Here is a 21367-nt window from a genome sequence, read left to right on the forward strand (position 1 = left end):
GGTCGAGGGTGGGTGAGACGTTCTTGCGGGACAGGTTGGCGAGGACGAGCAGTTCGGTGCTGTCGAGGCGGCGGGTGAAGGCCCAGACCTGTTGGTCTTCGGGGAGCAGGAGGGTGAAGTCTCCGTCGACGACCACCGGGTGGGTGTGGCGCAGGGCGATCAGCCTGCGGTGGAAGTGGAAGACCGAGTCGGGGTCTTTGCGCTGGTCAGCGGCGTTGATACCGGCGTGGTTCGGGTTGACCGGAAGCCATGGCGTGCCGGTGGTGAAGCCGGCGTGTTCACCGCTGCTCCATTGGACGGGGGTGCGGGCGTTGTCGCGGCTGCGGTCGCGCAGTGCGTGGAGTACGTCGTCCGGGTCGGCGCCGGCGGCGGTGGCGTGGCGGTAGTGGTTGAGGGATTCGATGTCGCGGAAGTCGGTGATGTCGTTGCACGGCACGTTGGTCATGCCGAGTTCTTGACCCTGGTAGATGTACGGGGTGCCGCGGTGTAGGTGCAGGACGGCGGCGAGGAGCTTCGCGGACCGGTCGCGGTATTCGGGGTCGTCGTCGCCGAAGCGGGAGACGGCCCGGGGCTGGTCGTGGTTTTCCCAGTAGAGGCTGTTCCAGCCGTCGCCGAGTCCGGTCTGCCAGCGGGCGAAGGATGCTTTGAGCGCGGGCAGGTCCATTTGGCGGCGGTCCCACTTGGTCTGGCCGCAGTCGACTTCGACGTGTTCGAACTGGAATACCATGTCGAGTTCGCGGCGTGCCGGGTCGGTGAGGAGCCGTCCTTGTTCGTGGGTGATCGACGGGGTCTCGCCGACGGTGAGCAATCGCCTGGGATGGCCGGCGAACACGGTGTCGTGCATCTCGCGGAGGAACTCGTGCAGCCGTGGCCCGCAAATGAAGTGGGGGCGGCCGTCGCCGAGCGACCCGTGGGCCGGCCCGGCGGTGCCGGGGATGCCGTCGGGTAGCGCCGGGTCCTTGGAGATCATGTTGATGACGTCCATCCGGAATCCGTCGACGCCGCGGTCGAGCCACCACCGCATCATGTCGTGCACGGCGGCGCGGACCTCCGGGTTCTCCCAGTTGAGGTCGGGTTGTTTGCGGGTGAACAGGTGTAGGTAATACTCCCCGGTGGCTTCGTCGTACTCCCAGGCGGGGCCGCCGAAGTAGGAGACCCAGTTCGTCGGCTCCGCACCGGGTGTCCCGGGCGTGGTGCCGGGCCGGGCTGGCCGCCACCAGTACCAGTCCCGGCGCGTCGAGTCGCGGGACGTTCGGGAGTCGGCGAACCATGGGTGTTCGTCGCTGGTGTGGTTGACGACCAGGTCCATGACGAGTCGGATGCCGTTGCGGTGCAGGGTGTCGACGAGGGTGTCGAAGTCGTCGAGGGTGCCGAAGATCGGGTCGATGTCCTGGTAGTCGCTGATGTCGTAGCCGTTGTCGTCGTGCGGCGACGGGTAGACCGGTGACAGCCAGACCACATCGATGCCTAACTCGGTGAGGTGGTCGACGTGGTCGATGATCCCGCGCAGGTCGCCCAGGCCGTCGCCGTTGGAGTCGGCGAAGCTGCGGGGGTAGATCTGGTAGACGACGGCGTTGCGCCACCACGTCACGGGTACACCTCGTTGATTTGTCGTGTGGATAGGGCAGGTTTGCTCGGTTCGTGGGCTTACTTGACGGCCCCGGCAACGGCGCCGCGGGTGAGGGTGCGCTGGAAGATCAGGAAGAACACCACCGCGGGCAGGATGCCCATCAGGGATGCTGCGGCCAGACTCGTCGGTGAGCTTGTGTACTGGCCCTGGAGGCTCCCCAGGGCCACGGAGACGGTCTGGTTGCCGTTGGAGACGAGCATGATCAGGGGCAGGAAGAAGTCGTTCCAGGTCCAGATGAAGAAGAAGGTCATGAGGACCATCAACGTCGGCCGGATGACGGGGACGACGACGTGGCGCAGTACCTGCCAGCGGCCGGCGCCGTCGATGCGCGCCGCTTCGAGGATCTCCGACGGGAAGGCGGACAGCACCGAGGCGAGCAGGTAGGTGCCGAACGCGCTCGACAGCACCGCGCTGATGATGATCACCACCAGTTTGGTGTCGTACAGCCCGACGGCCTTGGCCAGGTAGTAGAGCGGGTAGATGAGCGCCTCCTGCGGGATCGTGGTGGCCAACAGCAGGAGCACAAGCAGCGCGTTGCGCGCCTTGATCCTGCCGATGCCGATCGCGTAGGCGTTGAGCACGCTGATCACGGTCCCGAGGACGGCGACCGAGGCGCTGATCAGGATGCTGTTGAGGAGTTTGTTGGTGTAGTCGACGTTCTGCCAGAAGTCCTTGATCGCGGTGAGGTCAAACGAGCGCGGCAGGCCCAGCGGCCCGTGGGCGGTGTAGTCCTCGACCGTCTTGATCGCGTTGATCGCGGCCATGGCGAACGGGAAGAGGGTGGCCAGCGTCGCGACGGCGAGCAGGGTCAGCAGGACCCAGCGGGTGATTCCACGCTGGTGCCTGAGCCGGGACGCGGCCCGGTCGGCGCCGGGACTGGGCCGCAGTTTGCGTCGACCGGGCCGAGTGACGGTGGCGGTGGTGTCCACTTCCGTGGTGAGGGCCATGCCTACTGCGCTCCTTCGGACTTGGACTGGAGCTTGATGAAGACGACGGACAACGCGATGACGACCACAGTCAGGGCGGTGGCGATGGCCGCCCCGTAGCCGACCTGGAGGGTGCCGAAGAAGTTCGTGTAGGAGTAGTAGGACGGCACGTTGGTCGCGTCCCCCGGGCCACCCTTGGTCAGCACGTAGACGGGCCCGAACACCTTCAACGCGGCGATCGTGGTGGTGAGCAGGACCACGAAGGTCTCCGGCCGCATCTGCGGAATGGTGATATGGCGGAAGCGTGTGAGCCACGATGCGCCGTCCAGTTCGGCGGCCTCGTGCAGCTGCGGGTCGATCCGCGCCATGCCGGCCATGAAGATGACCAGCCCGTATCCGAGCTGCATCCACACCAGGACCGCCATGACGGCCGGCAGTGCCCAGCTGGTGTCGCCCAGCCAGTTCGGCGGATCGGCGATCCCCAGCTTCTGCAGGACGGTGTTGAGGGCACCGTAGGGGTTCAGGATCCAGCTCCAGACGATTCCCGCCACGGCGACGGGTAGGACCTGCGGCAGGTAGAAGCCGGCTCGCAGGGCGCTGGAGACCCGCTGTCCGAAGCGGGGCTCGATGTAGTCGAACAGCACAGCGGCAAGGACCAGGCCCAGCGCGGTCGGTATCACCGCCATCGCGACGATGAACCAGATGCTGTGCGCGAAGGCCGACCAGAACATCTGGTCGCGGACGAGCCGCTGGTAGTTGTCCAGGCCGGTGAAGCTGGGCGTTCCGATCCCGGACCAGCTGGTGAAGCTGATGGCCACGTTCATCACGAATGGCACCAGAACCACGACAAGGAACCCGAGTACACCCGGGACCAGGTAGCGCAGGTAGCCCTTGCGGGTGGCCTGGGACAGCGGCGATGCCGGACGTGTTCCTCGATCGACGGCGGTAGAGACGGTCATGGCGGTCCTCCTTGGCGGGCGCTGAGGCGAGGGCGGACGGGGACCGCGACCGCAACGCGGTCCCCGTCCACGCGGACGTCAGCCGACGGTGGACTGCACCTGGTCGTACGGTGTCTTGAGCTGCTTCATGAACTGCTCTGGGGTCTGGCTGCCGCCGACCAGTGTCTGGGTGTTGGAGAAAATCACCTGGTAGAAGTTCGGCACCGGCCAGTCCCCGTACAGACCGAGGCCGTCGGAGGAGACCAACTTGGCGAACGTCTCGTTCACCATCCGACCGGTCGGGTCGGTGATTGCCGCGGCTTCCGCAGCGACCGCGACGCCGCCGGAGTTGGCCATCAGGTTCTGGCGCTTGGAGTCCATCGTCAGGTCGATGAACTCGTACGCCAGATCCTTGTTGCCGGCTTTGGTCGGTACGACCCAGATGTTTCCGCCGGAGCCGGCGCTGATCCCCGAACCGGGCATCAGGAACTGACCCCACTGGAAGGTCTTGATCTTCTCCTTGAAGTCGCCGGCCATCCAGGTGCCGGCGTAGGTGATCGGAGCCTTCCCGCTGCGGAACAGGTCCCAGGCGTCCTCGGCCTTCAGACCGGTTGACTTCTTGTCGATGTAGCCCTTCGCGGTCCAGTCGGCGATCGTCTGGGCGGCCTGCGTGAGTGGGCTGTTCGCGCTCGTGTCCAGCGGCGCCGAGAGCCCGAAGTATCCGTTCAACCAGTTCCGGTCGGCCTTGGCCACAGCCAGTCCCCACAACAGGTGCTGTGCCGGGTAGTCGCCTGCGCTCCCGGCAAGCGGCGTGATCCCCTGGGACTTGAACGTCTCGAACGCGGCGACGAGTTCGTCCATGGTCGTCGGCACGCTCACCCCGTACTTGGCGAACATGTCCTTGTTGTAGGCGAAGCTGAGGTATTCGCCGTACGAGGGAATCCCGTACACCTTCCCCGGACCCATCAGCCCCCGGCTGTCATAGCTGCCCACCGTGAGCGCGGCACCGGCAGTCTTGTCCCAGCCCCGCTTCGACGCCTCGGCGGTCAAATCCGTCAACAAGCCCTTGGACGAGAGGGCGCCCGCGCTGGCGTTGCCCTTGTTGTACTCCAGCAGGTCCGGGACCTCGTTGGAGTTCAGGATCATCGGACCGGCATCGAAAATCTGCTGCCAGACCTTCCGCTCGAACTTGACCTCGACGTCCGGGTGAGCCGCCTTGAACTCCGTGAGCGCGTCCTGCCAGGCGGTGTCCTGAGGATTGCCAGCGTCCTCGTACCACCACACGGTGAAGGTCTTACCGTCGCCGCTCCCGCCGCCACCGCCCGAGCCGCAGGCGCCCAGCGCGAGCGTCGCGGCGGCCGCCAGCGCCACAGCGCGCCAGAGCCGAGTCCTCATGACCATGTCAGACCTCCTATGGACCAGCTGCGACGACCAGGCCAGCAGCATCGAAACGATGTGTCAAAACGATTCGACTAGACGTTTCGACGAAGCTACGAGCGCGCGACGGCGGTGTCAACGGAGGCGACTTCGCGCGTTACCTGTTCGTTATCTTGGATTTGGCGCCATGGGCGAGATCTAATGAAATGCCTTGTTCTTGGGTGCCGATGCGGCGCTGCTAGAGTCGTCGAAACGTTTAGACCGGACCGCCATCCACGCACGTGTCGTACGACGACATCGACACAGGCCGCAGACGAACGCCCCGGCGCGCAGGGCACGAGGGGAACAGGGACAGAAGTGACCACGATGGCAGACGTCGCCCGACGGGCTGGGGTGTCCGTCAGCACTGTGTCCTACGCCCTTAATGGCACCCGTCCCATCTCCGCCGAGACCCGGGCACGCATCGAGGCGGCCATGGCCGAGTTGCGCTACACGCCGAACATCCACGCCCGCCGGCTCCGCGGACTCCAGAGCAAGATAATCGCCCTGCTGTACCCCGGCCGGGGCCGCGGGATCGACATCAGCAGCCTCGGGTACATCCTCGGCGCCTCCGACCACGCGCAGTCGATGGACTACCACCTGCTGCTGTGGACCACCGAGGCCGGCTCCCTCGCTTCCCTGCGCACCTTGGTCGGTCAAGGGCTGCTCGACGGTGTCCTGCTGATGGAAGTCAAGATGGACGACCCCCGGATCACTGTGCTCACCGAAGCCGGCATCCCCTTCGCGATGATCGGCCAGACCGGGCGGACCATCGACGTGGACTGGGTCGACACCGACTTCGACCAGTGCGTGCACGTCGCCCTGGAACATCTGGCCACTCTCGGGCATCGCCACGTGGTGTTTGTCAACCAGGCCGCGCCGATCCTGGAGACCAGACTGTCATTCGCCATCCGCGCCCAGCAGGCCGCACAGACCGCAGCCGCGCGGATGGGCCTCGACCTGGCGACCGTTGCCTGCGACTCCACCGCAGCAGCCGGAAGCTCCCTCATCAACCGCCTGCTCGACCAGGACCCCCAGCTCACCGGAGTCCTCACCCTCAACGAACAAGCCGCCCCCGGAATCATGGCCGGCGCACTCACCCGCGGCCTACGCGTCCCGGACCACCTGTCCATCGTCGCCATCGCCATGTCCGAACAAGCCGCACTGATGTCGGCACCGGCCATGACCACGGTCAGCCCCGACGAACGCGAAATGGGTCGCCTCGGCATCGAGCTACTCATCAACCGCCTCGAAGGCAAACCTGGCGCCCACACGCAGAAGCTGTTCGAAGGAACGCTGCAGATCCGAGGCACAAGCGGCCCAGCTCCAACCCAAATCTCCTGAAAGTACGGGGCTGTCTCGCTAACGGTGTTTCCGGCGATCTTGTTAGTAGTGCTTTGTTAGGTCGTGGTGGCGTGTCGCTTGTACGGGCGTCGTGGCGGTGTTTGGCTGCGGTGCGTGGATGAGCGGGATCTGGTTCGGGTGCGAGCGGGGTTGGAGGACTTCGCGGCGGGAATCTTCGCGGGGTTGCGGCGGTCGGATCAGCGGGCAACGGGTTTGCGGTATCTGCGTGGGTTGATGTTGGACGGTCGGCGTAAGTCGATGCAGCCGATGGCGCAGCGGCTCGGGGTTGATCATCAGCAGTTGCAGCAGTTCCTGACCTCGTCGACCTGGGATGTCGCCGGTGTGCGGCGGCGGCTGGCCACGGCCGCGGTCGACGTGGTGACGCCCCAGGTGTGGGTGGTGGATGACACCGGTTTTCCGAAGGACGGCAAGGCATCGGCGTGTGTGGCTCGGCAGTACTCCGGCACCCTGGGCAAGGTCGCCAACTGCCAGATCGCCGTCAGTGTCCACGCCGCGACCGACGCCGCGTCGGCGGTGCTGAACTGGCGGTTGTTCGTGCCGGAGTCCTGGGACGACACCTGTGTCCCCGGCCCGGACGGCAAGCCCGCGAACGCGCACGCTCGCAGGCTGCGCCAGCAGCCGGTCACCCTCGATGCGGCCGGGGCGAAGAAACCACACTCGCGTGTGCGGCTGCCGCCCGCCGAGCAGATCGACCAGATCCGCCGCCGGCGGGCGGCGTCGAAGGTCCCCGACACCGAGCGGTACCGGCCGAAGTGGCTGATGGCCCTGGAGATGCTCGACGAGCTGGCCGAGTGGGGGCTGCGTCCTCCGCTGCTGACCGCCGACGCCGGCTACGGTCAGGTCGCCGAGTTCCGTCAGGGACTGACCGAACGCGGCATCAGCTACATCGTGGCGACCACGTCTCCCACCACCGCACAACCCGGTACCGCCAAGCCGGTCGAGGTGCCCTACGCCGGAGTCGGCAAGCACCCCACACCGCGCTACCCCCAGCCGGCCCGCAGCCTGAAGGACCTGGCGCTCGCTCACGGCGCCGACGCCGCGACGTTGGTGCGCTGGCGTGCCCGGCTACCCGCACCCGACCGCGCCCCGGACCGGTCCGTCGGTGAACTGTCCGGGTACTTCTTTGCCCTGCGGGTGCGTCCCGCCGGCCGGGCCGTCCGACGCGGACCGCACCGCGGCGATGACGGCGTCCTGCCCGAATGCTGGCTGCTCGTGCAGTGGCCTCCCGGCCAGGACGAACCCAGCGACTACTGGCTGTCCGACCTGCCCGCCGACACACCCCTTGCCGAACTGGTCCGCCTGGCCAAGAGCCGCTGGCGCATCGAGCACGACTACCGCGAACTCAAAACCGCCCTCGGCCTCGACCACTTCGAAGGACGCTCCTGGATCGGCTGGCACCGCCACGTCACCCTCACCGCAGCCGCCCAACTGTTCCTCACCCAACTGAGGCTGACACACCCAAAAGCAGCAGGGCAGACCTGAGCCTGTACGCCGTCCTCCGCGAACTGCAGTACCTACTCGCGACCTGGCTCGGGTTCTGCCCCCTCTGCCGCCAACTCGTCCCAACCTAACAAAGCACTACTAGTGCACCGTCTCCAGTTCCCGGGCCGGTGGTGCCTCGTCCAGCGGCTCGTGGCCGCCGGGCAGCAGGTGGTCCAGCCACTTCGGCAGCCACCAGTTGGCGTTGCCGAGCAGGGTCATGGTCGCCGGTACCAGCACCATGCGCACGATCGTGGCGTCGACGAAGATGGCGGTGGCCAGGCCGAGACCGAACATCTTCGTCGACGGGTCGTCCGCGACGGCGAAGGACAGGAAGACCGCCACCATGATGAGCGCGGCCGAGGTGATGACCCGGGCGGTGCCGGAGATGCCCCGCACGATCGCGGTGCGGTTCTCCCCGGTGCGCAGGTACTCCTCCCGCACCCGGGACAGCAGGAACACCTCGTAGTCCATGGACAGGCCGAACAGGATCGCGAACATGAACATCGGGATGAACGACACGATCGGCACCGTGGACTCCAGGCCGATCAGCGCGCCGCCCCAGCCCCACTGGAAGACCGCGACCATGATGCCGTAGGACGCGCCGATGCTCAGCAGGTTCAGCAGCACGGCTTTCAGCGGTACCAGCACCGAGCGGAACACCAGCAGCAGCAGCACGAAGGACAGCGCCAGCACGGCGCCGACGAACGCCGGCATGCGGTCACTGGTCCGCTTCCCGACGTCGGACAGGCTCGCCGCGGCGCCGCCGACGTGGGCCTTCGCCGGGCCCGCACCGACCGCGCCGGGCAGGACGTCGGCGCGCAGCCGGGCGACGGTGTCCGTGGTGGCCTTCTCCTGCGGCCCGCTGGTCGGGAACAGCACCAGGGTCGCGATCCCGGTCGCCTGGTCGACCTGCGTCCCGGCGACCGATGCGATGCCCCGGTCGGCGGTGACCGCGGTGACGACCCGGTTCAGCGCGCCCGGATCCCCGGCGGTGGTCATGGCGATGATGACGGGACCGTTGGCGCCCGGCCCGAAGCCTTCGGCGACGAGGTCGTACGCCCTGCGCTCCGTCCGGTTCTGCGGCATCGAGCCGTCGTCCGGCAGACCCACCCGCAGGCTGAGCACGGGCAGCGTCGCGGCGAGCAGAAGCGCGGCGGCACCGACCGCGTAGAGCCCCGGGTGCCGGTTCACGTGCCCGATCCAGCGCACCCACCCGGTGCCCGCGGTGGTAGCGGCGCGCAGCCGGACGACGCGGCGCATCAGCCGGCCCGGGCGGCCCAGGCGGGCACCGGCGAGGCCGAGGAAGGCCGGCAGGAGCGTCACCGACGCGAGCACCATGATCAGCACGACCAGGGCGACCGCGAGCCCGCCGATCGTCATGAACGGCACGTTCGCGACCGCCATGCCGAGGATCGACACGACGACGGTGCCGCCGGCGAACACCACGGGCCGCCCGGCCGTGGCCACCGCCCGCGCCGCCGCCTCGGGCGGCTCGATGCCCGCGGCGAGGTACTCCTGGTGCCTGGCCAGCACGAACAGGGCGTAGTCGATCCCGACCCCGAGCCCGACCATGCTGCCGAGCACCGGCCCGAACGTCGGTACCTCGATGAACCGGGCCAGGACCGTCATCGTGGCGATGCCGACGGTCAGCCCGAAGATCGCCATGCCGATCGGAAGCGCGGCGGCGATGAGCGAGCCGAACGCCAGGAACAGGATCGTGGCCGCGGCGAGGAGGCCGACCAGCTCGCCGATGCCGGCGCCGGCATCGGAGAAGGCGAAGAACAGGTCCCCGCCCATCTCGATGCGCAGCGGCAGCTCACCGCGCAGTCGTTCCACGGCGGCGACCAGCGCGTCGAGGTCCTTGGCCGACAGCTCGTCCTGCGGCGGGTACTGCACCCGGATCAGCGCGATCCGCCCGTCGGCGGAGACCAGACCGGCGCGGACGGCGGCGTCGCCACCGGCGTCCAGCGCCTGGACCGGCTCGCCGGTGCCGAGCACGTGCGGGAGCTGCCGCACCTCGGCCTGCAGCCGGGCCAGCGCCGTCCGCGCGGCACCCTGGTCGAAGAAGCTCACGCCGCCGTCGAGCGGGGTGACGACCACCTGGGCCGTCATGCCGTCCTGGCCGGTGCCGGTCTGCTCGATCAGCTCCGCGGCCAGCTGGGAGTCCAGCCCGGGGGCGGTCATCGAGTCGGCGGGCCGCCCACCGAACGCACTCGCGGCGACGACAGCGAGCGCGGCGACGAGCAGCCAGGCCGCGATCATCCGCCACGGATGGCGGGCCGCGCCGCCGCCCAGACGGGAAAGGGCTTTCGGAAGCATCGGGGTCCTCCAATGACCTCTTCGGCCGCTGTACCCCGGCCGCTGATGCAAAGGCTCGTCGTCGCAGCACCGGCGGGCATCGGCCTGCGAGCCGCAGATTCGTCCCTCCCCGGGGCCGAGCGGTCCGCCGTTCTTTCGGCCGATGCGCGCGCCGGTGCGATCCCTAGGCTGGAAAGCGTGCTGACCGATGACCTGCGAAATCTGTGGACCGAGCCGCGGCCCCCCGACGTGCCCGTCCGGGTGTGGCGGGACTGGGCGCTGCTCGCCGCGGGACTGGGCGCCGCGGTCACCGAGGCCACGCTGCGCGACGACCTCGTGTGGCGGCCGGTGGCCCTCGTGCTCGCCGTCTGGTTGTGCGCGTTGCTCATGTGGCGCCGGACCCGGCCGCTGGCGGCGGTCGCGCTCGGGTTCGGTGCGATTATCCTGCTCGGGCTGGCGTCACTGGTAGCGGACCCGAGCGAGCCGGTCGGGCTGGGCAGCAGCGTGATCGTGCTGCTGCTGGTGTATGCGCTGCTCCGGTGGGGATCGGGACGGGAGATCGTCCTGGGTATCGGGATCCTCCTCGCGGCGTTCGTCGTCCAGGCGGTCGAGGACGACATCACCCCGCCCGCCGAGCAGATCGCGGGGTTCGGGTTCCTGTTCATGCCGGCGGTGATCGGGGCGTCGGTGCGGTTCCAGGCGACCGCCCGCGAGCGGCTCCTGGACGGGGTGCGCTCCAAAGAGCGTGAGCGACTGGCCCGGGAGCTGCATGACACGGTGGCCCATCACGTCTCCGCGATGGTGATCCGCGCCCAGGCCGGTCGGGTGCTCGCCGGCGTGGACCCGGCCGCCGCCGTCGAGGCGCTGGAGGGCGTGGAGGAGGAGGGCGCGCGCACGTTGGAGGAGATGCGGGCCATGGTCGCCGCGCTGCGGGACCGCGGCAACGGCGCCGAGCTGGCCCCCATCGCCGGGGTCACGGACCTTGAACGGCTGCTGAGCGGCACCGGCGGCCGGCTCCCGATCGACCTGCGGCTCGACGGCGACCTGGACGCGCTGCCACCGGCCGTGGACGCGGCGGTCTACCGCATCGTGCAGGAGTCGGTGACCAACGCCCGGCGGCACTCCGTCGACGCCAGCGGGATCATCGTCCGGGTCACCGGCGAGCTGGAGCGGATCACGGTGACGGTGCGCAACGACGGGGTCCGCGCCGGCAAGGGCCGCGATGGGTATGGTCTGGCGGGGCTGCGCGAGCGGGCCGCGATGCTCGGCGGCGAGCTGCGGGCCGGGCCGGGCGCCGAGCACGGCTGGCAGGTCGAGGCCGAGCTGCCCCGGGGGAGGACGCACAGTGCAGCCCGTTCGCGTCGTCATCGCTGACGATCAGGCCATCATCCGCACGGGGCTGCGGATCATGCTGGACGTCCAGCCCGACATCGAGGTGGTCGGCGAGGCGTCCGACGGGCGCGAGGCCGTGCGGCTCGCCCGTGACCTGCGGCCCGACGTCTGCCTGTTCGACATCCGGATGCCGGTCCTCGACGGGCTGGAGGCCACCCGGCAGCTCGCCGGACCCGGCGTCGCCGACCCCTTCGTGGTCGTCGTGATCACCACGTTCGACCTCGACGAGTATGTCTACGGTGCACTGCGCGCGGGCGCCCGCGGGTTCCTGCTCAAGGACGCCGGGCCGGAGCTGCTGGTCCAGGCCGTCCGGTCGGCGGCGGACGGTCAGGCGCTCATCGCCCCGAGCGTCACGGTGCGCCTGCTGCAGGCGTTCGCTGACGTGCCGGTCGGGCGGCCCATGACACAGCCGGTCGTCCCGATCACCGCCCGCGAGGAGGACGTGCTCATCGCCGTCGCCCGGGGGCTGACCAACGTGGAGATCGCCGACGCCCTGCATATCAGTCTGAGCACGGTGAAGACCCACCTCGCGAGCCTGATGGGCAAGCTCGGCGTCCGGAACCGGGTTGAGATCGCGATGTGGGCGTACGAGACCCGCCGCATCGTCCCCGGCGCCTAGCTAGGCAAAGGACGCTTCGCATGCCCGCCACGTCAGTAGCGGCGACACCAGACAGCGATTCCCTTCCGGGCCGTCGAATTCTTTCGTGGCGTCACGTGCACAGCACCTGTTGCGGAAGTTAGACCTCCCGTACAGGGCGATGAGCTGCGCAAACGCGTTTACGCAGGACTCAACATAAGTCTCCACCCCCGGAGAACGGGTAGGTAGCTGCCGGTGTGCTAGAAGTCGATGAGGGCGCAGTGCTCGCGGTCGAGGAGCAGGTTCGCGGGTAGGGGGTCGCCGTGTGCGGTGACCCGGTCCGGGCCGAGTTGGTCGACGAGGGTATGGAGGGCCTGTTGGTCGGCGTCGTCGAGGAGCCCGGCGGCGTGTTCGGCGTCGGTGCGGCCGTGGTAGTCGACAGGTTGCGGTAGTGGCGGTGTCGGCGTCCAGGCGGCGAGGGTGTCGATGGTGTTCAGGATCAGCTGTGCGGTGGCCGGGCTGACGTCGCGAGTTAGGTGGCGTTGATTGTCCAGGCGCTGCCCAGGTAGCCCGATAGCCCTTCTCCAGCGGCTCGCCCGGGGCGAAGTCGTGGCGGGGCACCGCGTTCATCGCCGCGGCGACGCTGTCACTGGTGCTGAGACCTCCGTCGCGCAGCGCGGCCACCATGGCCTGGCGAAAGGGGGTGGCGTCGTCAACGTGCACCGTCATCGCGCTCCTTCGGGTCGGGGGCTGCCGGACCCACGTCAGGCTTCGCCTTACGGGTGCTGGCGGGGTGGGTTGCGCAGGCTGCCCAGTGAGGCTGGGCAGGGAAGGGTCAGTTGCTCGGGGGCCAGGAGATTGTGATCGCGCCGCGGTTCTTGTTCATGACCGCGGCGTCGGCGGGAATCTGCGAGCGCCTACTGCCGGCGGGCCAGTAGGCGAAGGCTGGGGGCGCGTGCCGCCCGGCTCGGTCCCACGCCTGGATCTGCTCGATCAGCGCGGCGGCGGCCACCTGCCCGTCGCGGCCGTAGGCGCGGGCACCGAACTCGGCCCCGGCGCCCTGTAGCGCATCGCGCAGCACCAGGTAGGCGAGTCCGGCTCCGCGGACGACCGCGAACGGCAGCCACCGCTTCTGGGTTGCCAGTTCGGTCCCGCCGTCGGCGGACAGACGGCAGAATCCTTCGAGGTACCACGCCAGCCACAAGTGCAGGTCGGCGAAGGAGATGCCGTGGCCGACCGTGACACCAGACCAGAACTCGGCCGCGCCAGCGTGAAGCACATCATCAAGCTGGAACAGATCCGCGGGTACGCCGGAGTCGAATGAGAGCTTGACCGTGCTGCCGTTGGTGTCGGGCAGGTCGAACACCTGGCCGGCGTGGCTGCTGTCGCCCTGCATGGGTACGAAGCCTGCGACCTCCGTCGCGGTGCTGGCCAGGTGGTCGCCGTCGCGGCGGAAGGCGATGACCCGCGTGACGTTGTTCATGACCAGCGGGAGGACGAGCATGCCGTCCGGCCGTAGCTGGTCCAGCCAGGTCGGGGCGATGTCCCACGCCCCGACCGTCACGATGATGGCGTCGAACGGCCCCTCGTCCGGCACGCCGTGCGCGGCGTCGGCGACCAACACCCGAACGCGGCTGCTGTAGCCGGTGGCATCCAGTGCGGTCGCGGCCCGATCGATGACAGACCAGCTACCAAGTGCTCGTTGGGGCTTCTCATCGGAGCGTGCAGTGTCTACGGCGCTCCGGCGGCCGTACGCGCCCCGTGTCGTGCCCGGCGGGCGGAGGACTACTCGTACGGATCCTTGGGGGCGGTCACCTGTCGCCAGGACTCGACGTCGATATAGGGGATCTCCTCGTCGTTGATGGAGTCGCGGGTGACACGGTCGGTGTAGCGGCCGGTGACCTGGATCCAGGCGTCGTTGGCCAGACCGGTGGGCGCGTTGCCAGTCATGCCGAGTTTGGTGGGTCTGCCGTCGGCGGCGCAGCAGGACAAGATTATGCGGGCGAGGATCGGCTTTCCGTCGGATCCCGGGGTGATGAATCTGGTGAGCTGGACTCGGCGGTTGCCGATCGACTGGCCCTTGTCGAACAGGGCTCGAGCGGCGTAGTCGAACACGGTGGTCGTCGGCGGATCGCCGGGGGCAGGGGAGGGTAGTCGTAGTCCTGTTGAGCGGTAAGTGCGCGGGAAGCAGGAGTAGCCAGGCGACTCGTGGTTCGTGATGGGCGTGTTCGTCGTGGAGATCTTCCGCCGCTGACCCGCTCATGCTCTGCTCAGCGCTTCGCCGCAGATTACCGGAATCGGGCGGCGAAGCGCTTGCCGAGGATGCCGGCCTGCATGGAGATGAGTTTCAGATCGACCATCGGGCCGACGACCAGGAAGGCCAGCCGGGCGGTGAGGGAGAACTGCGACAGTGAGGCGGCGACGAACGCGTCGGCCTCGAAGCAGATCGACAGCAGCACCGCGAGCCCGGCCAAGGCGAGCACGGACAGCACCGGCTGGTCGCGGCGAGGGTCTGCAGCCACTGTTCGGGGACAACAACGTTGATGGTGGCTGCGGCCATCGCGCCGATGACGAGGAATCCGCCGGCGTGGACTGCCGTACGGCGGACCAGAACGCTTCCCCGCGTCGAAGCCCTTCTAGGTCGGGTCGGCGCGGAAGTCGCATCCAGTCGGCGCGGCCCAGGCGCAGCCAGAGCCAACCAATGATCATCGCGACGATCAGACTGGCGACCGCGTGGGCGAGGACCATCTCAGGATTGTTCGGAAAGGCCACGGCCGTGGCGACGAGAACGATCGGATTGATCGCTGGCGCGGCGAGCAGGAACGCCAGTGCCGCCGCCGGTGTGACGCCGCGGCGGATCAGGGAGCCCGCGATCGGCACGGCCCCGCACCCGCAGCCGGGCAGGATCACCCCGGCAGCGCTGGCGACGGGGACGGCGAGGGCGGGGTACTTCGGCAGGGCCCGGCCTGCTGGCGGAACGGAGGCTCTGGCGTCGGCCGGGGCGGGCGGCTCGGACTGCAAACTCTCCGTTGAGCAGCTGAAACAGCTGGCCGAAATACTCGATGAAGGTCCGATCTTGCACGGCTGGGACGATGCCCGCTGGACCCTCACGCGGGTGGCCGAGGTGATCGAGCGCCGTTTCGGCGTCTCCTACACGCTGCGAGGGGTGTCCTATCTGCTGCATCGCATCGGGTACAGCCACCAGGTTCCCACTCGTCGGGCGATCGAACGCGATCCGGAAGCGATCGCCGGCTGGCATCGCGGGCGGTGGCCGTCGGTAAGAGGTTAGCGGCGGCGCAAGGCGCCTGGATCTGCTTCCAGGACGAGGCGGGCCAGGTCATGCGACCGCCGGTGGCCAAGACGTGGGCCCGGCGCGGGCACATGCCGGTGGTCGAGGGCTCCGGCCGGGTCTCGAATCGCCGGGCTGGTCTGCCCTAAGCCCGGACAGCGCGGCCGGCTGATGTGGCGAACCCGGCTGCACCGGGGCCGCACAGGCGAACGCGGCAGCTTCAGCGAGGACGACTACATCGCCTTCCTCGACCAGGCCCACCAGTGCCTGCGGGCACCGATAGTTCTGATCTGGGACAACCTGAACACCCACGTCAGCCGCCGCATGCACGCCCTGATCGCCGCCCGGCCGTGGCTGACCGCGATCCGGTTACCCGCCTACGCTCCAGCGGTCCTCGCGCGTAGCGGGACGGTTCCTCAGCCGCAACCTCACGACCGGAGGCAGGGCCAGTCGGCGGACGACAGGAGCATCACGAACGACCGAGGTCGCCCTCGTCGCCTCGCCCTCGCGGAGGTGGTCGAGGAGCGCTCGCGCGACTGAGTCCGGCGCGACCCAGGTCAGTGCGTCCGGTACGCCCTGGCCTGGGTGGCGTAGAGAGTCGCGTAGGGGCCGGCCGTCGTGACGAGTTCGGCGTGAGTGCCCGACTGGACGATTCGACCGTTCGACAACACGTAGATGCGGTCGGCCATGTGCACTGTGGAGAAGCGGTGGGAGACGAGCAACGTCACCGCCCCCGAGCGTGCGGAGGCGGTCCGTGCTTGGCGGCCGAAGGTCTCGAAGAGGCTCTGCTCGGCCTGTGGGTCCATCGCCGCGGTCGGCTCGTCGAGCACCAGTAGCAGCGGCCGCTCAGGCATGAGAGCGCGGGCCAGGGCCAGCTTCTGCCACTGTCCGTGCGACAGATCCGGGCCACCGAAGACATGTCCGAGTTGGGTGTCCAGCCCGCGGGGCAACTCGGCGACGAGTTCCGCCGCGCCGGCCCGTTCGACCGCGGTCGCGACGACCCCGGGGACGTGCATGCGCCCGAGGTCTCCCACCCCCACCGCGTCGCGTACCGGGAGTTGCAGCTTGCCGAAGTCCTGGAAGACTCCGGAGCAGCGCTCTGCCCACTCGGCCGGGTCCAGGTCCGTGAGCGGAGTCCCGTCCACCGTGATGACGCCGTGGTGGGGTCGGTACAGGCCGCAGAGGAGTTTGACCAGCGTGCTCTTTCCGGCGCCGTTGACGCCCACCAGGGCGACGGTGGACCCCGCCGGAAGATCTAGATCGACGTCCTGCAGGACCGCGATGTCGGTGCCGGGGTAGCAGAACGTCACGCCACGCAGCCGGATCCCGCCGTTCAGGTGCTCCGGGGGCGTGCCCCCGCTTCGGTCGCGCGTCGCTGCGTACCCACGGAGCCAGACGTAATGGCCGGCGATCCGGCCGGCCTCGGCGACGGCGTTCAGGCCACCGATCGTGCCGGCGGCCTGTGAACGCAGCTCTCTGGACAGGCTCAGCACCAGCACCACGTCGCCGACCGAGGCGCGGTGCTGCCTCGCGGCGTCGACCACAACGACGACGGCCACCGCGAGCCCGGCGAGGTAGGCCGACCAGCCGAGGTAGGACCAGGCCAAGCCGCGTACCCTCGCCGAGACCTCCCGGCGGGTCACCGTCTGCCAGGCAGCACCCGCCATTCGGTCCACCTCGGGGCCGGCTCCCGTGATCCAGACCTCCTTGGCCGGTTCGGGCTTGATGCACAGCTCGTGTAGTTGAGCTTCCTGCCGCGCCGGCCCGGCCACCTCGTCCCGGGCCCGACCCAGCACCCGTTGTGCGCGTCGTCCCGCCAGTAGCACCGGCGCGGTCCCGATGACGAGGACCAGCAGCACGGGATGTATCTCGACCAGCAGCCAGGCGCTGAGCGCCAGACTGGCGACCGCGCACACCGTCTCGGCGAGCGACCAGCACGACCAGGCCAGCGACCAGGCGCCGCGTCGCAGCAGCGACAGTCGGTTGAGGTGCTCGGCACGCTCGAGATGCTCGACGTCGGGGATGTTGGCGGTGGCCGCCACGATCTCCTCGGTGAGGGTCGCCGCGACCCGGTCGGTCAGATCAACGCGTAGGTTGCCCGCCACCCGGCCGAGGGCCAGGGTGACGATGTGCACGGCGACGCCCAACGCGACCGCGCTCAGCAGGCCGGCAACCGTGCCCATGCCCGCGGAGTCGATCAGCCAGCGCTGGCTGACGGCGGTACCGGCGGCCGCACCGGCCAGCGCCACCGTCAGGCCGATGGCCAGTACGGTGCCTCGGGGCTGAGCGCGCCAGGTCAGCCGCAGCGACACCGCGGTGACGCCCATCACCCGCCTCATGACAGGCCCGTGAATCGGTCCGCCTGCACCTGGAACATCCTGGCGTAGGTACCTCTGAGTGCCATCAGCGCCTCGTGGTTGCCCGTTTCGGTGACTCGTCCCTGGGAGAGCACGACGATCCGGTCGGCGTCACGGACCGTCGACAGCCGGTGCGAGATCAGGACGACCGACACGTCGCCCACCGCCGCGACGACCTGGCGGTAGAACTCCGCCTCCGCCGTGACGTCCAGATGAGCGGTCGGTTCGTCCAGCACCAGGATCGTCCGGCCGTGGTTGACCGCGTGTATCGCCCGCGCGATGGCGATCTTCTGCCACTGCCCACCGGAGAGATCGGTCCCGCCGGCGTCGGCGCGCCACAGCGGGGTGTCCAGTCCGTCCCCGAGCCGCTCGACGATGTCCCCCGCACCGGCGGCCTGCAGAGCGGCCATGATCACCTCGTCGTCGACCGGCACCTCCGGTGCCGACATGCGGATGTTGTCACGGAGCGTGGACGGGTAGTGCACGAAGTCCTGGAACACCACCGCCACCCGGCGGCGCCAAGCCACCGGGTCCAGCCGGGCCAGATCGACCCCGTCGACCGTGACGACGCCGTAGGACGGCCGGTGCAGGCCGGCGAGAAGCTTGATGAGGGTCGTCTTTCCGGCCCCGTTGAGACCGACGACGGCAAGCACCTCGCCGGGGTGGAGGTCGAGGTCGAGCCCGTCCAGTACCAGTCGATCCCCCGTGGGGTAGCCGAACCGGACCTGCGTGAAGTTGACCCTGGGTGGGCGAGGAGGGCCCGCTGCCGTCGTCGCCCCGGCGCTGTCCGGGGCGCCGGCCCGACCTGCCGGCGTGTCGTACCGGGCCGACAGCCGGTCCATCGCGTGCACGGCGCCGACACCGTACTCGATGTTCAGGGCCTCGACCCCCATGAAACTGATCCCGAAGATGCCCCAGGCGGCGGTCACGCACTCGGCCAACCCGCCCGGGCTCAGCCGCCCATCGAGGGCGGCCAGTCCCGGGACCAGCAACGCGGCCAGGCTGGCCCCGGCGGCGATGAGGATCGTGACCCACTGTCGGCGCAGGACCTCGCGCACCTGGGCGGAGTATCCCGCAGCCCAGGCCCAGTGCGCCTCTCGCCTGCGCCCCACCACCCACGATGCCAACCCGAAGAGCCGTATCTCCTTGGCCGCCGCAGGACCAGCGGCCAGCTCCGTCCAGTACTCGGCCCGGCGTTGGGCGTCGGCGAAACCGTCGACCAGCCGCTCCAGATAGATCCACTGCCGGCGGGTGACCGCCCGAATCAACAGGGAACCGGCCAGTAACGCCACCGCCAGCCACGGAAAATGCGCAGCCAGGACGAGCGCGGCACCCACCGTGGCAGCCAGCCGGGCAAGCAGCACCATCTGACCGGTCGCCGCGGTGCCCGGTGACCGCAGCCGCCAGGTGTCGCCCTGGTCCGAGGCTCGGGTCACCTCGGCGGCGAAAGCCGGGTCGGCGAGGTGGTCGATCAGCGCCGGGCTCAGCACCGTCCTCCTCACCCGACTACGGGCGGCGCCGTCGATCCGACGGGTGGCCAGCCAGTTCAGCAACTCCAGCAACGACTCACCGACGAGACGCAGCAGGACCGCGCCGGCCACCATCGCGACCGGCACCACCACCCCGCCGGTCTCCCCGCGGGCCACCACGCCCTCGACCACGGACCCGGTGGCCAGCGCCGTCAGTGGCGCCGCCGCCGCCATGGCGGCGGCGGCCAGGAGCATCCCGGCGACCAGGGCGGGCCCGGCCAGGGCCAGCAGTCTTGCCAGTCGAAGTCGCTCGGCGGCGGTCGCCCGGACCGCCGACAGCCGAAAGTCCAACCACGCCGGCGGTCGCGTCGTCTCCTCGACCGTCATGTCGAACCCCCGGCTCTCTCGAGTGGCCGGGCCGGCCCGAGCATCGGTGTCGCCATCCCGGCAGTGGCTGGTTGGTCGTCGAGATGAGGACTCTGGTCTGGGCGAGTTTCGTCGAGGCGACGGCGTGCCAAGAGTCGGCTCATCCTCATCGGACGGTGAAGGGTATTCGGCGGGCGGGCCTGGCCGACCAGTGGACCGCGAGGGGTGCGATCAGCCACAGGGCCAGGATCGGCGCCACGAAGGGCAGTGCTGACGGATTGACCGACCAGAGGACGCCGGCGAGCACCACACTGACCGCACAGGAGGCGATCATCGTGCGGTAGCGCAGCAATAGGCTGTCGCCCACGGCTCGGGTCTGCACCCGCGAGGCCGTCCACTGCAGCACCTTGCGACGACTGACGACGGTGCGGTACGCCGCCCGAACGATCGCGTCGGTGAGAAGCACCGCCTGGTCGGCGAGGAGCACGATCCCGGTCGGCAGGCTCGCCAACTCCGCCAGGGTCCGGTGCCTGACGTGACTGTAGTGCTCCCGCAGGAGCGGATGCCCGGTCAGGGTGCTCGCCGGGCCGGCGGCCGACCGTGGTCGGCGCGCCCGGGCGATCGCCAGGATCGGCCGGAACAGCAGGTGGCCAGCGAGGAGCGGCACCAGCAACACGACGGCGGCGAAGAGCCCCGCTCGCGCTCCCGGCAGGGTGAGCGAACCGACGGCCAGAAGTGCCAGGTTCGCCGGCGGCACCAGGTGACGCACGGCGTCGTCGAGCACCCGGTACCGGTCGAGCAACGGCAGCCTGCGCAGGCTCGACCTCGGGCCGGCGAGGAGCCAGGGAACCAGGTGGATGTCTCCTCGTGCCCATCGGTGGTCGCGAAGCCGGGACGTCAGGTAGTCCTCGGGGGAGTCTTCGATGATCAGTGCCCGGCTCTCGTAGGCGGCGCGCGCGTACGCTCCTTCGAGCTTGTCGTGGTTGAGCACGGAGTTCTCCGGCAGGGTGTCGTTCAGGGTGGCGCTGAACGCGGTGACCTCGAAGATGCCCTGCCCGAAGAACTGGTCGCGGCCGAAGCACTGCTGCATGACGGTGATCTTCGGTGAGTGCTGCTTGGATCGGGTCGCCCAGGCGAAGAGCGTCCGCGCCCGGCGGGACACGATGAGTGGGCGGAGGAAGGTGAACCCGGAGACGACCCGACCGGCCGCCACGTCCACGACCGGGTGGTTGTCCGGATGCTCGATGGTGGCGACGAGTTGCCGAGCACTGCCCGGGCAGAGTCGACTGGAGACGTCGAGCGTGATGACGTAGCGCGCACGTCGGAGTCTGGTCAGTGCGGTCCGGATCGTCCCGGACGTGCTGGAGAACGTCGTCTCCGAGGAGCCGGTGACCAGCCGCACGAACTCCACGAGCTTTCCGCGTTTTCGCTCCCAGCCCATCCAGACGCCTTCCGCCGGATTCCACTGCCGTCTCCGGTGCAGCGCGAAGATCGGTGGTCCGGGGCAGGCCTCGCTGGCGTGACGAATGCGATCGTCGACGAGACCTCGGAGTCGGTCGTCTCCGGGCAGCGTGGGGGACGGCCCGTCCGGGAGGTCCACCAGTGCCACATGGGCGAGGAACCCGTCTCCACCGTCGCGTCTGGCCTCGCAGATCGTCGCGAGAAGGTCGTCGACGTCATGTTCGTCGTGCACGATGACGGGATAGACGAAGCAGGTGGTGGCGACCGCGGCGTCGACCTGCCGCGGGTCGAGGAAGGGCAGGGGCGGGGCATCCGGCCGGATCGCCTGCAGTGCCGTGTGCACCGCCTGCTGGCCGAGCCGGCTGGCCACCGGCAGCGTCAGCAGCCCCACCGCCCATGCC

General features: G+C 69.3%; 17 protein-coding genes and 1 pseudogene. 7 read left to right on the plus strand and 11 right to left on the minus strand.

Translation table 11 applies throughout. The annotated features are described in order from the left end of the window. From E1193_RS18550 to E1193_RS18565, 4 genes are all read right to left on the minus strand, one after another. Positions 1-1591, minus strand: a 1591-nt coding sequence (locus E1193_RS18550; protein ID WP_132184459.1) for an alpha-glucosidase, incomplete at its 3' end; no start/stop codon positions are given. A gap of 56 nt (positions 1592-1647) precedes the next feature. Continuing rightward, a complete protein-coding gene (locus E1193_RS18555) occupies positions 1648-2577 on the minus strand; it encodes a carbohydrate ABC transporter permease (protein WP_132184460.1) in 930 nt (309 codons plus the stop codon). 2 nt (positions 2578-2579) lie between these two features. Then, the gene (locus E1193_RS18560) at positions 2580-3515 is read right to left on the minus strand and encodes a sugar ABC transporter permease (protein WP_132184461.1); all 936 of its coding nucleotides are present in this window, start codon (positions 3513-3515) and stop codon (positions 2580-2582) included. A gap of 78 nt (positions 3516-3593) precedes the next feature. Continuing rightward, positions 3594-4895, minus strand: a complete 1302-nt coding sequence (locus E1193_RS18565) for an extracellular solute-binding protein (RefSeq protein ID WP_207922756.1) — start codon at positions 4893-4895, stop codon at positions 3594-3596. A 342-nt stretch (positions 4896-5237) separates the two neighbouring features. On the opposite strand from E1193_RS18565, the gene E1193_RS18570 reads away from it, so the two are divergent. Both E1193_RS18570 and E1193_RS18575 read left to right on the plus strand, forming a co-directional pair. After that, a complete protein-coding gene (locus tag E1193_RS18570; RefSeq protein ID WP_279433362.1) occupies positions 5238-6254 on the plus strand; it encodes a LacI family DNA-binding transcriptional regulator in 1017 nt (338 codons plus the stop codon). Between the two features lie 114 nt (positions 6255-6368). Beyond that, positions 6369-7757, plus strand: a complete 1389-nt coding sequence (locus tag E1193_RS18575) for a transposase (RefSeq protein WP_132184463.1) — start codon at positions 6369-6371, stop codon at positions 7755-7757. Positions 7758-7856: 99 nt separating this feature from the next. Here E1193_RS18575 and E1193_RS18580 read toward each other — a convergent pair whose 3' ends face one another. After that, positions 7857-10076: an MMPL family transporter gene (locus tag E1193_RS18580; RefSeq protein ID WP_132184464.1), complete on the minus strand. Its 2220-nt coding sequence runs from the start codon at positions 10074-10076 to the stop codon at positions 7857-7859. Between the two features lie 177 nt (positions 10077-10253). On the opposite strand from E1193_RS18580, the gene E1193_RS18585 reads away from it, so the two are divergent. The 3 genes from E1193_RS18585 to E1193_RS33835 all read left to right on the plus strand — a co-directional run bounded on the left by E1193_RS18585 (position 10254) and on the right by E1193_RS33835 (position 12476). Further along, entirely contained in the window at positions 10254-11429 is a 1176-nt protein-coding gene (locus tag E1193_RS18585) for a sensor histidine kinase (protein ID WP_132184465.1), read from the plus strand. Between the two features lie 34 nt (positions 11430-11463). Then, complete coding sequence (locus E1193_RS18590) at positions 11464-12066, plus strand: response regulator transcription factor (RefSeq protein ID WP_243707768.1); 603 nt, start codon at positions 11464-11466, stop codon at positions 12064-12066. A gap of 281 nt (positions 12067-12347) precedes the next feature. Continuing rightward, on the plus strand, positions 12348-12476 hold the full coding sequence (locus E1193_RS33835; RefSeq protein ID WP_279433363.1) for a hypothetical protein: 129 nt from the start codon (positions 12348-12350) through the stop codon (positions 12474-12476). A gap of 383 nt (positions 12477-12859) precedes the next feature. Here the strand turns inward: E1193_RS33835 and E1193_RS18595 are convergent, their stop codons facing one another. The 3 genes and pseudogenes from E1193_RS18595 to E1193_RS18605 form a co-directional block, all read right to left on the minus strand. After that, the gene (locus tag E1193_RS18595) at positions 12860-13849 is read right to left on the minus strand and encodes a methyltransferase, FxLD system (protein ID WP_132184467.1); all 990 of its coding nucleotides are present in this window, start codon (positions 13847-13849) and stop codon (positions 12860-12862) included. Continuing rightward, positions 13810-14139 (minus strand): hypothetical protein, encoded by a 330-nt coding sequence (locus E1193_RS18600; protein WP_243707767.1) that lies wholly within the window; start codon positions 14137-14139, stop codon positions 13810-13812. The genes E1193_RS18595 and E1193_RS18600 overlap by 40 nt, the downstream gene beginning before the upstream one ends. Before the next feature lie 173 nt (positions 14140-14312). Further along, positions 14313-14988: pseudogene (locus E1193_RS18605) on the minus strand (permease); the annotation flags it as partial. Positions 14989-15100: 112 nt separating this feature from the next. Between E1193_RS18605 and E1193_RS33270 the strand changes: the two are divergent. Both E1193_RS33270 and E1193_RS18615 read left to right on the plus strand, forming a co-directional pair. After that, the gene (locus tag E1193_RS33270) at positions 15101-15313 is read left to right on the plus strand and encodes a winged helix-turn-helix domain-containing protein (protein ID WP_279433364.1); all 213 of its coding nucleotides are present in this window, start codon (positions 15101-15103) and stop codon (positions 15311-15313) included. 171 nt (positions 15314-15484) lie between these two features. Then, positions 15485-15853 carry a transposase gene (locus E1193_RS18615; protein ID WP_132184468.1) on the plus strand — a complete coding sequence of 123 codons (369 nt, stop codon included), beginning with the start codon at positions 15485-15487 and terminating at the stop codon, positions 15851-15853. A gap of 17 nt (positions 15854-15870) precedes the next feature. On the opposite strand, the gene E1193_RS18620 is transcribed toward E1193_RS18615, so the two are convergent. From E1193_RS18620 to E1193_RS31975, 3 genes are all read right to left on the minus strand, one after another. After that, a complete protein-coding gene (locus E1193_RS18620) occupies positions 15871-17652 on the minus strand; it encodes an ABC transporter ATP-binding protein (protein WP_132184469.1) in 1782 nt (593 codons plus the stop codon). After that, a complete protein-coding gene (locus E1193_RS18625; RefSeq protein ID WP_132184470.1) occupies positions 17649-19526 on the minus strand; it encodes an ABC transporter ATP-binding protein in 1878 nt (625 codons plus the stop codon). Before E1193_RS18625 ends, E1193_RS18620 begins: the two co-directional genes overlap by 4 nt. A 145-nt stretch (positions 19527-19671) precedes the next feature. Continuing rightward, a partial coding sequence (locus E1193_RS31975; RefSeq protein WP_207922757.1) for a hypothetical protein occupies positions 19672-21367 on the minus strand: 1696 nt, incomplete at its 5' end.

Origin of the sequence: Micromonospora sp. KC606 (genome assembly GCF_004348675.1) — a bacterium.
Classification (GTDB): domain Bacteria; phylum Actinomycetota; class Actinomycetes; order Mycobacteriales; family Micromonosporaceae; genus Micromonospora.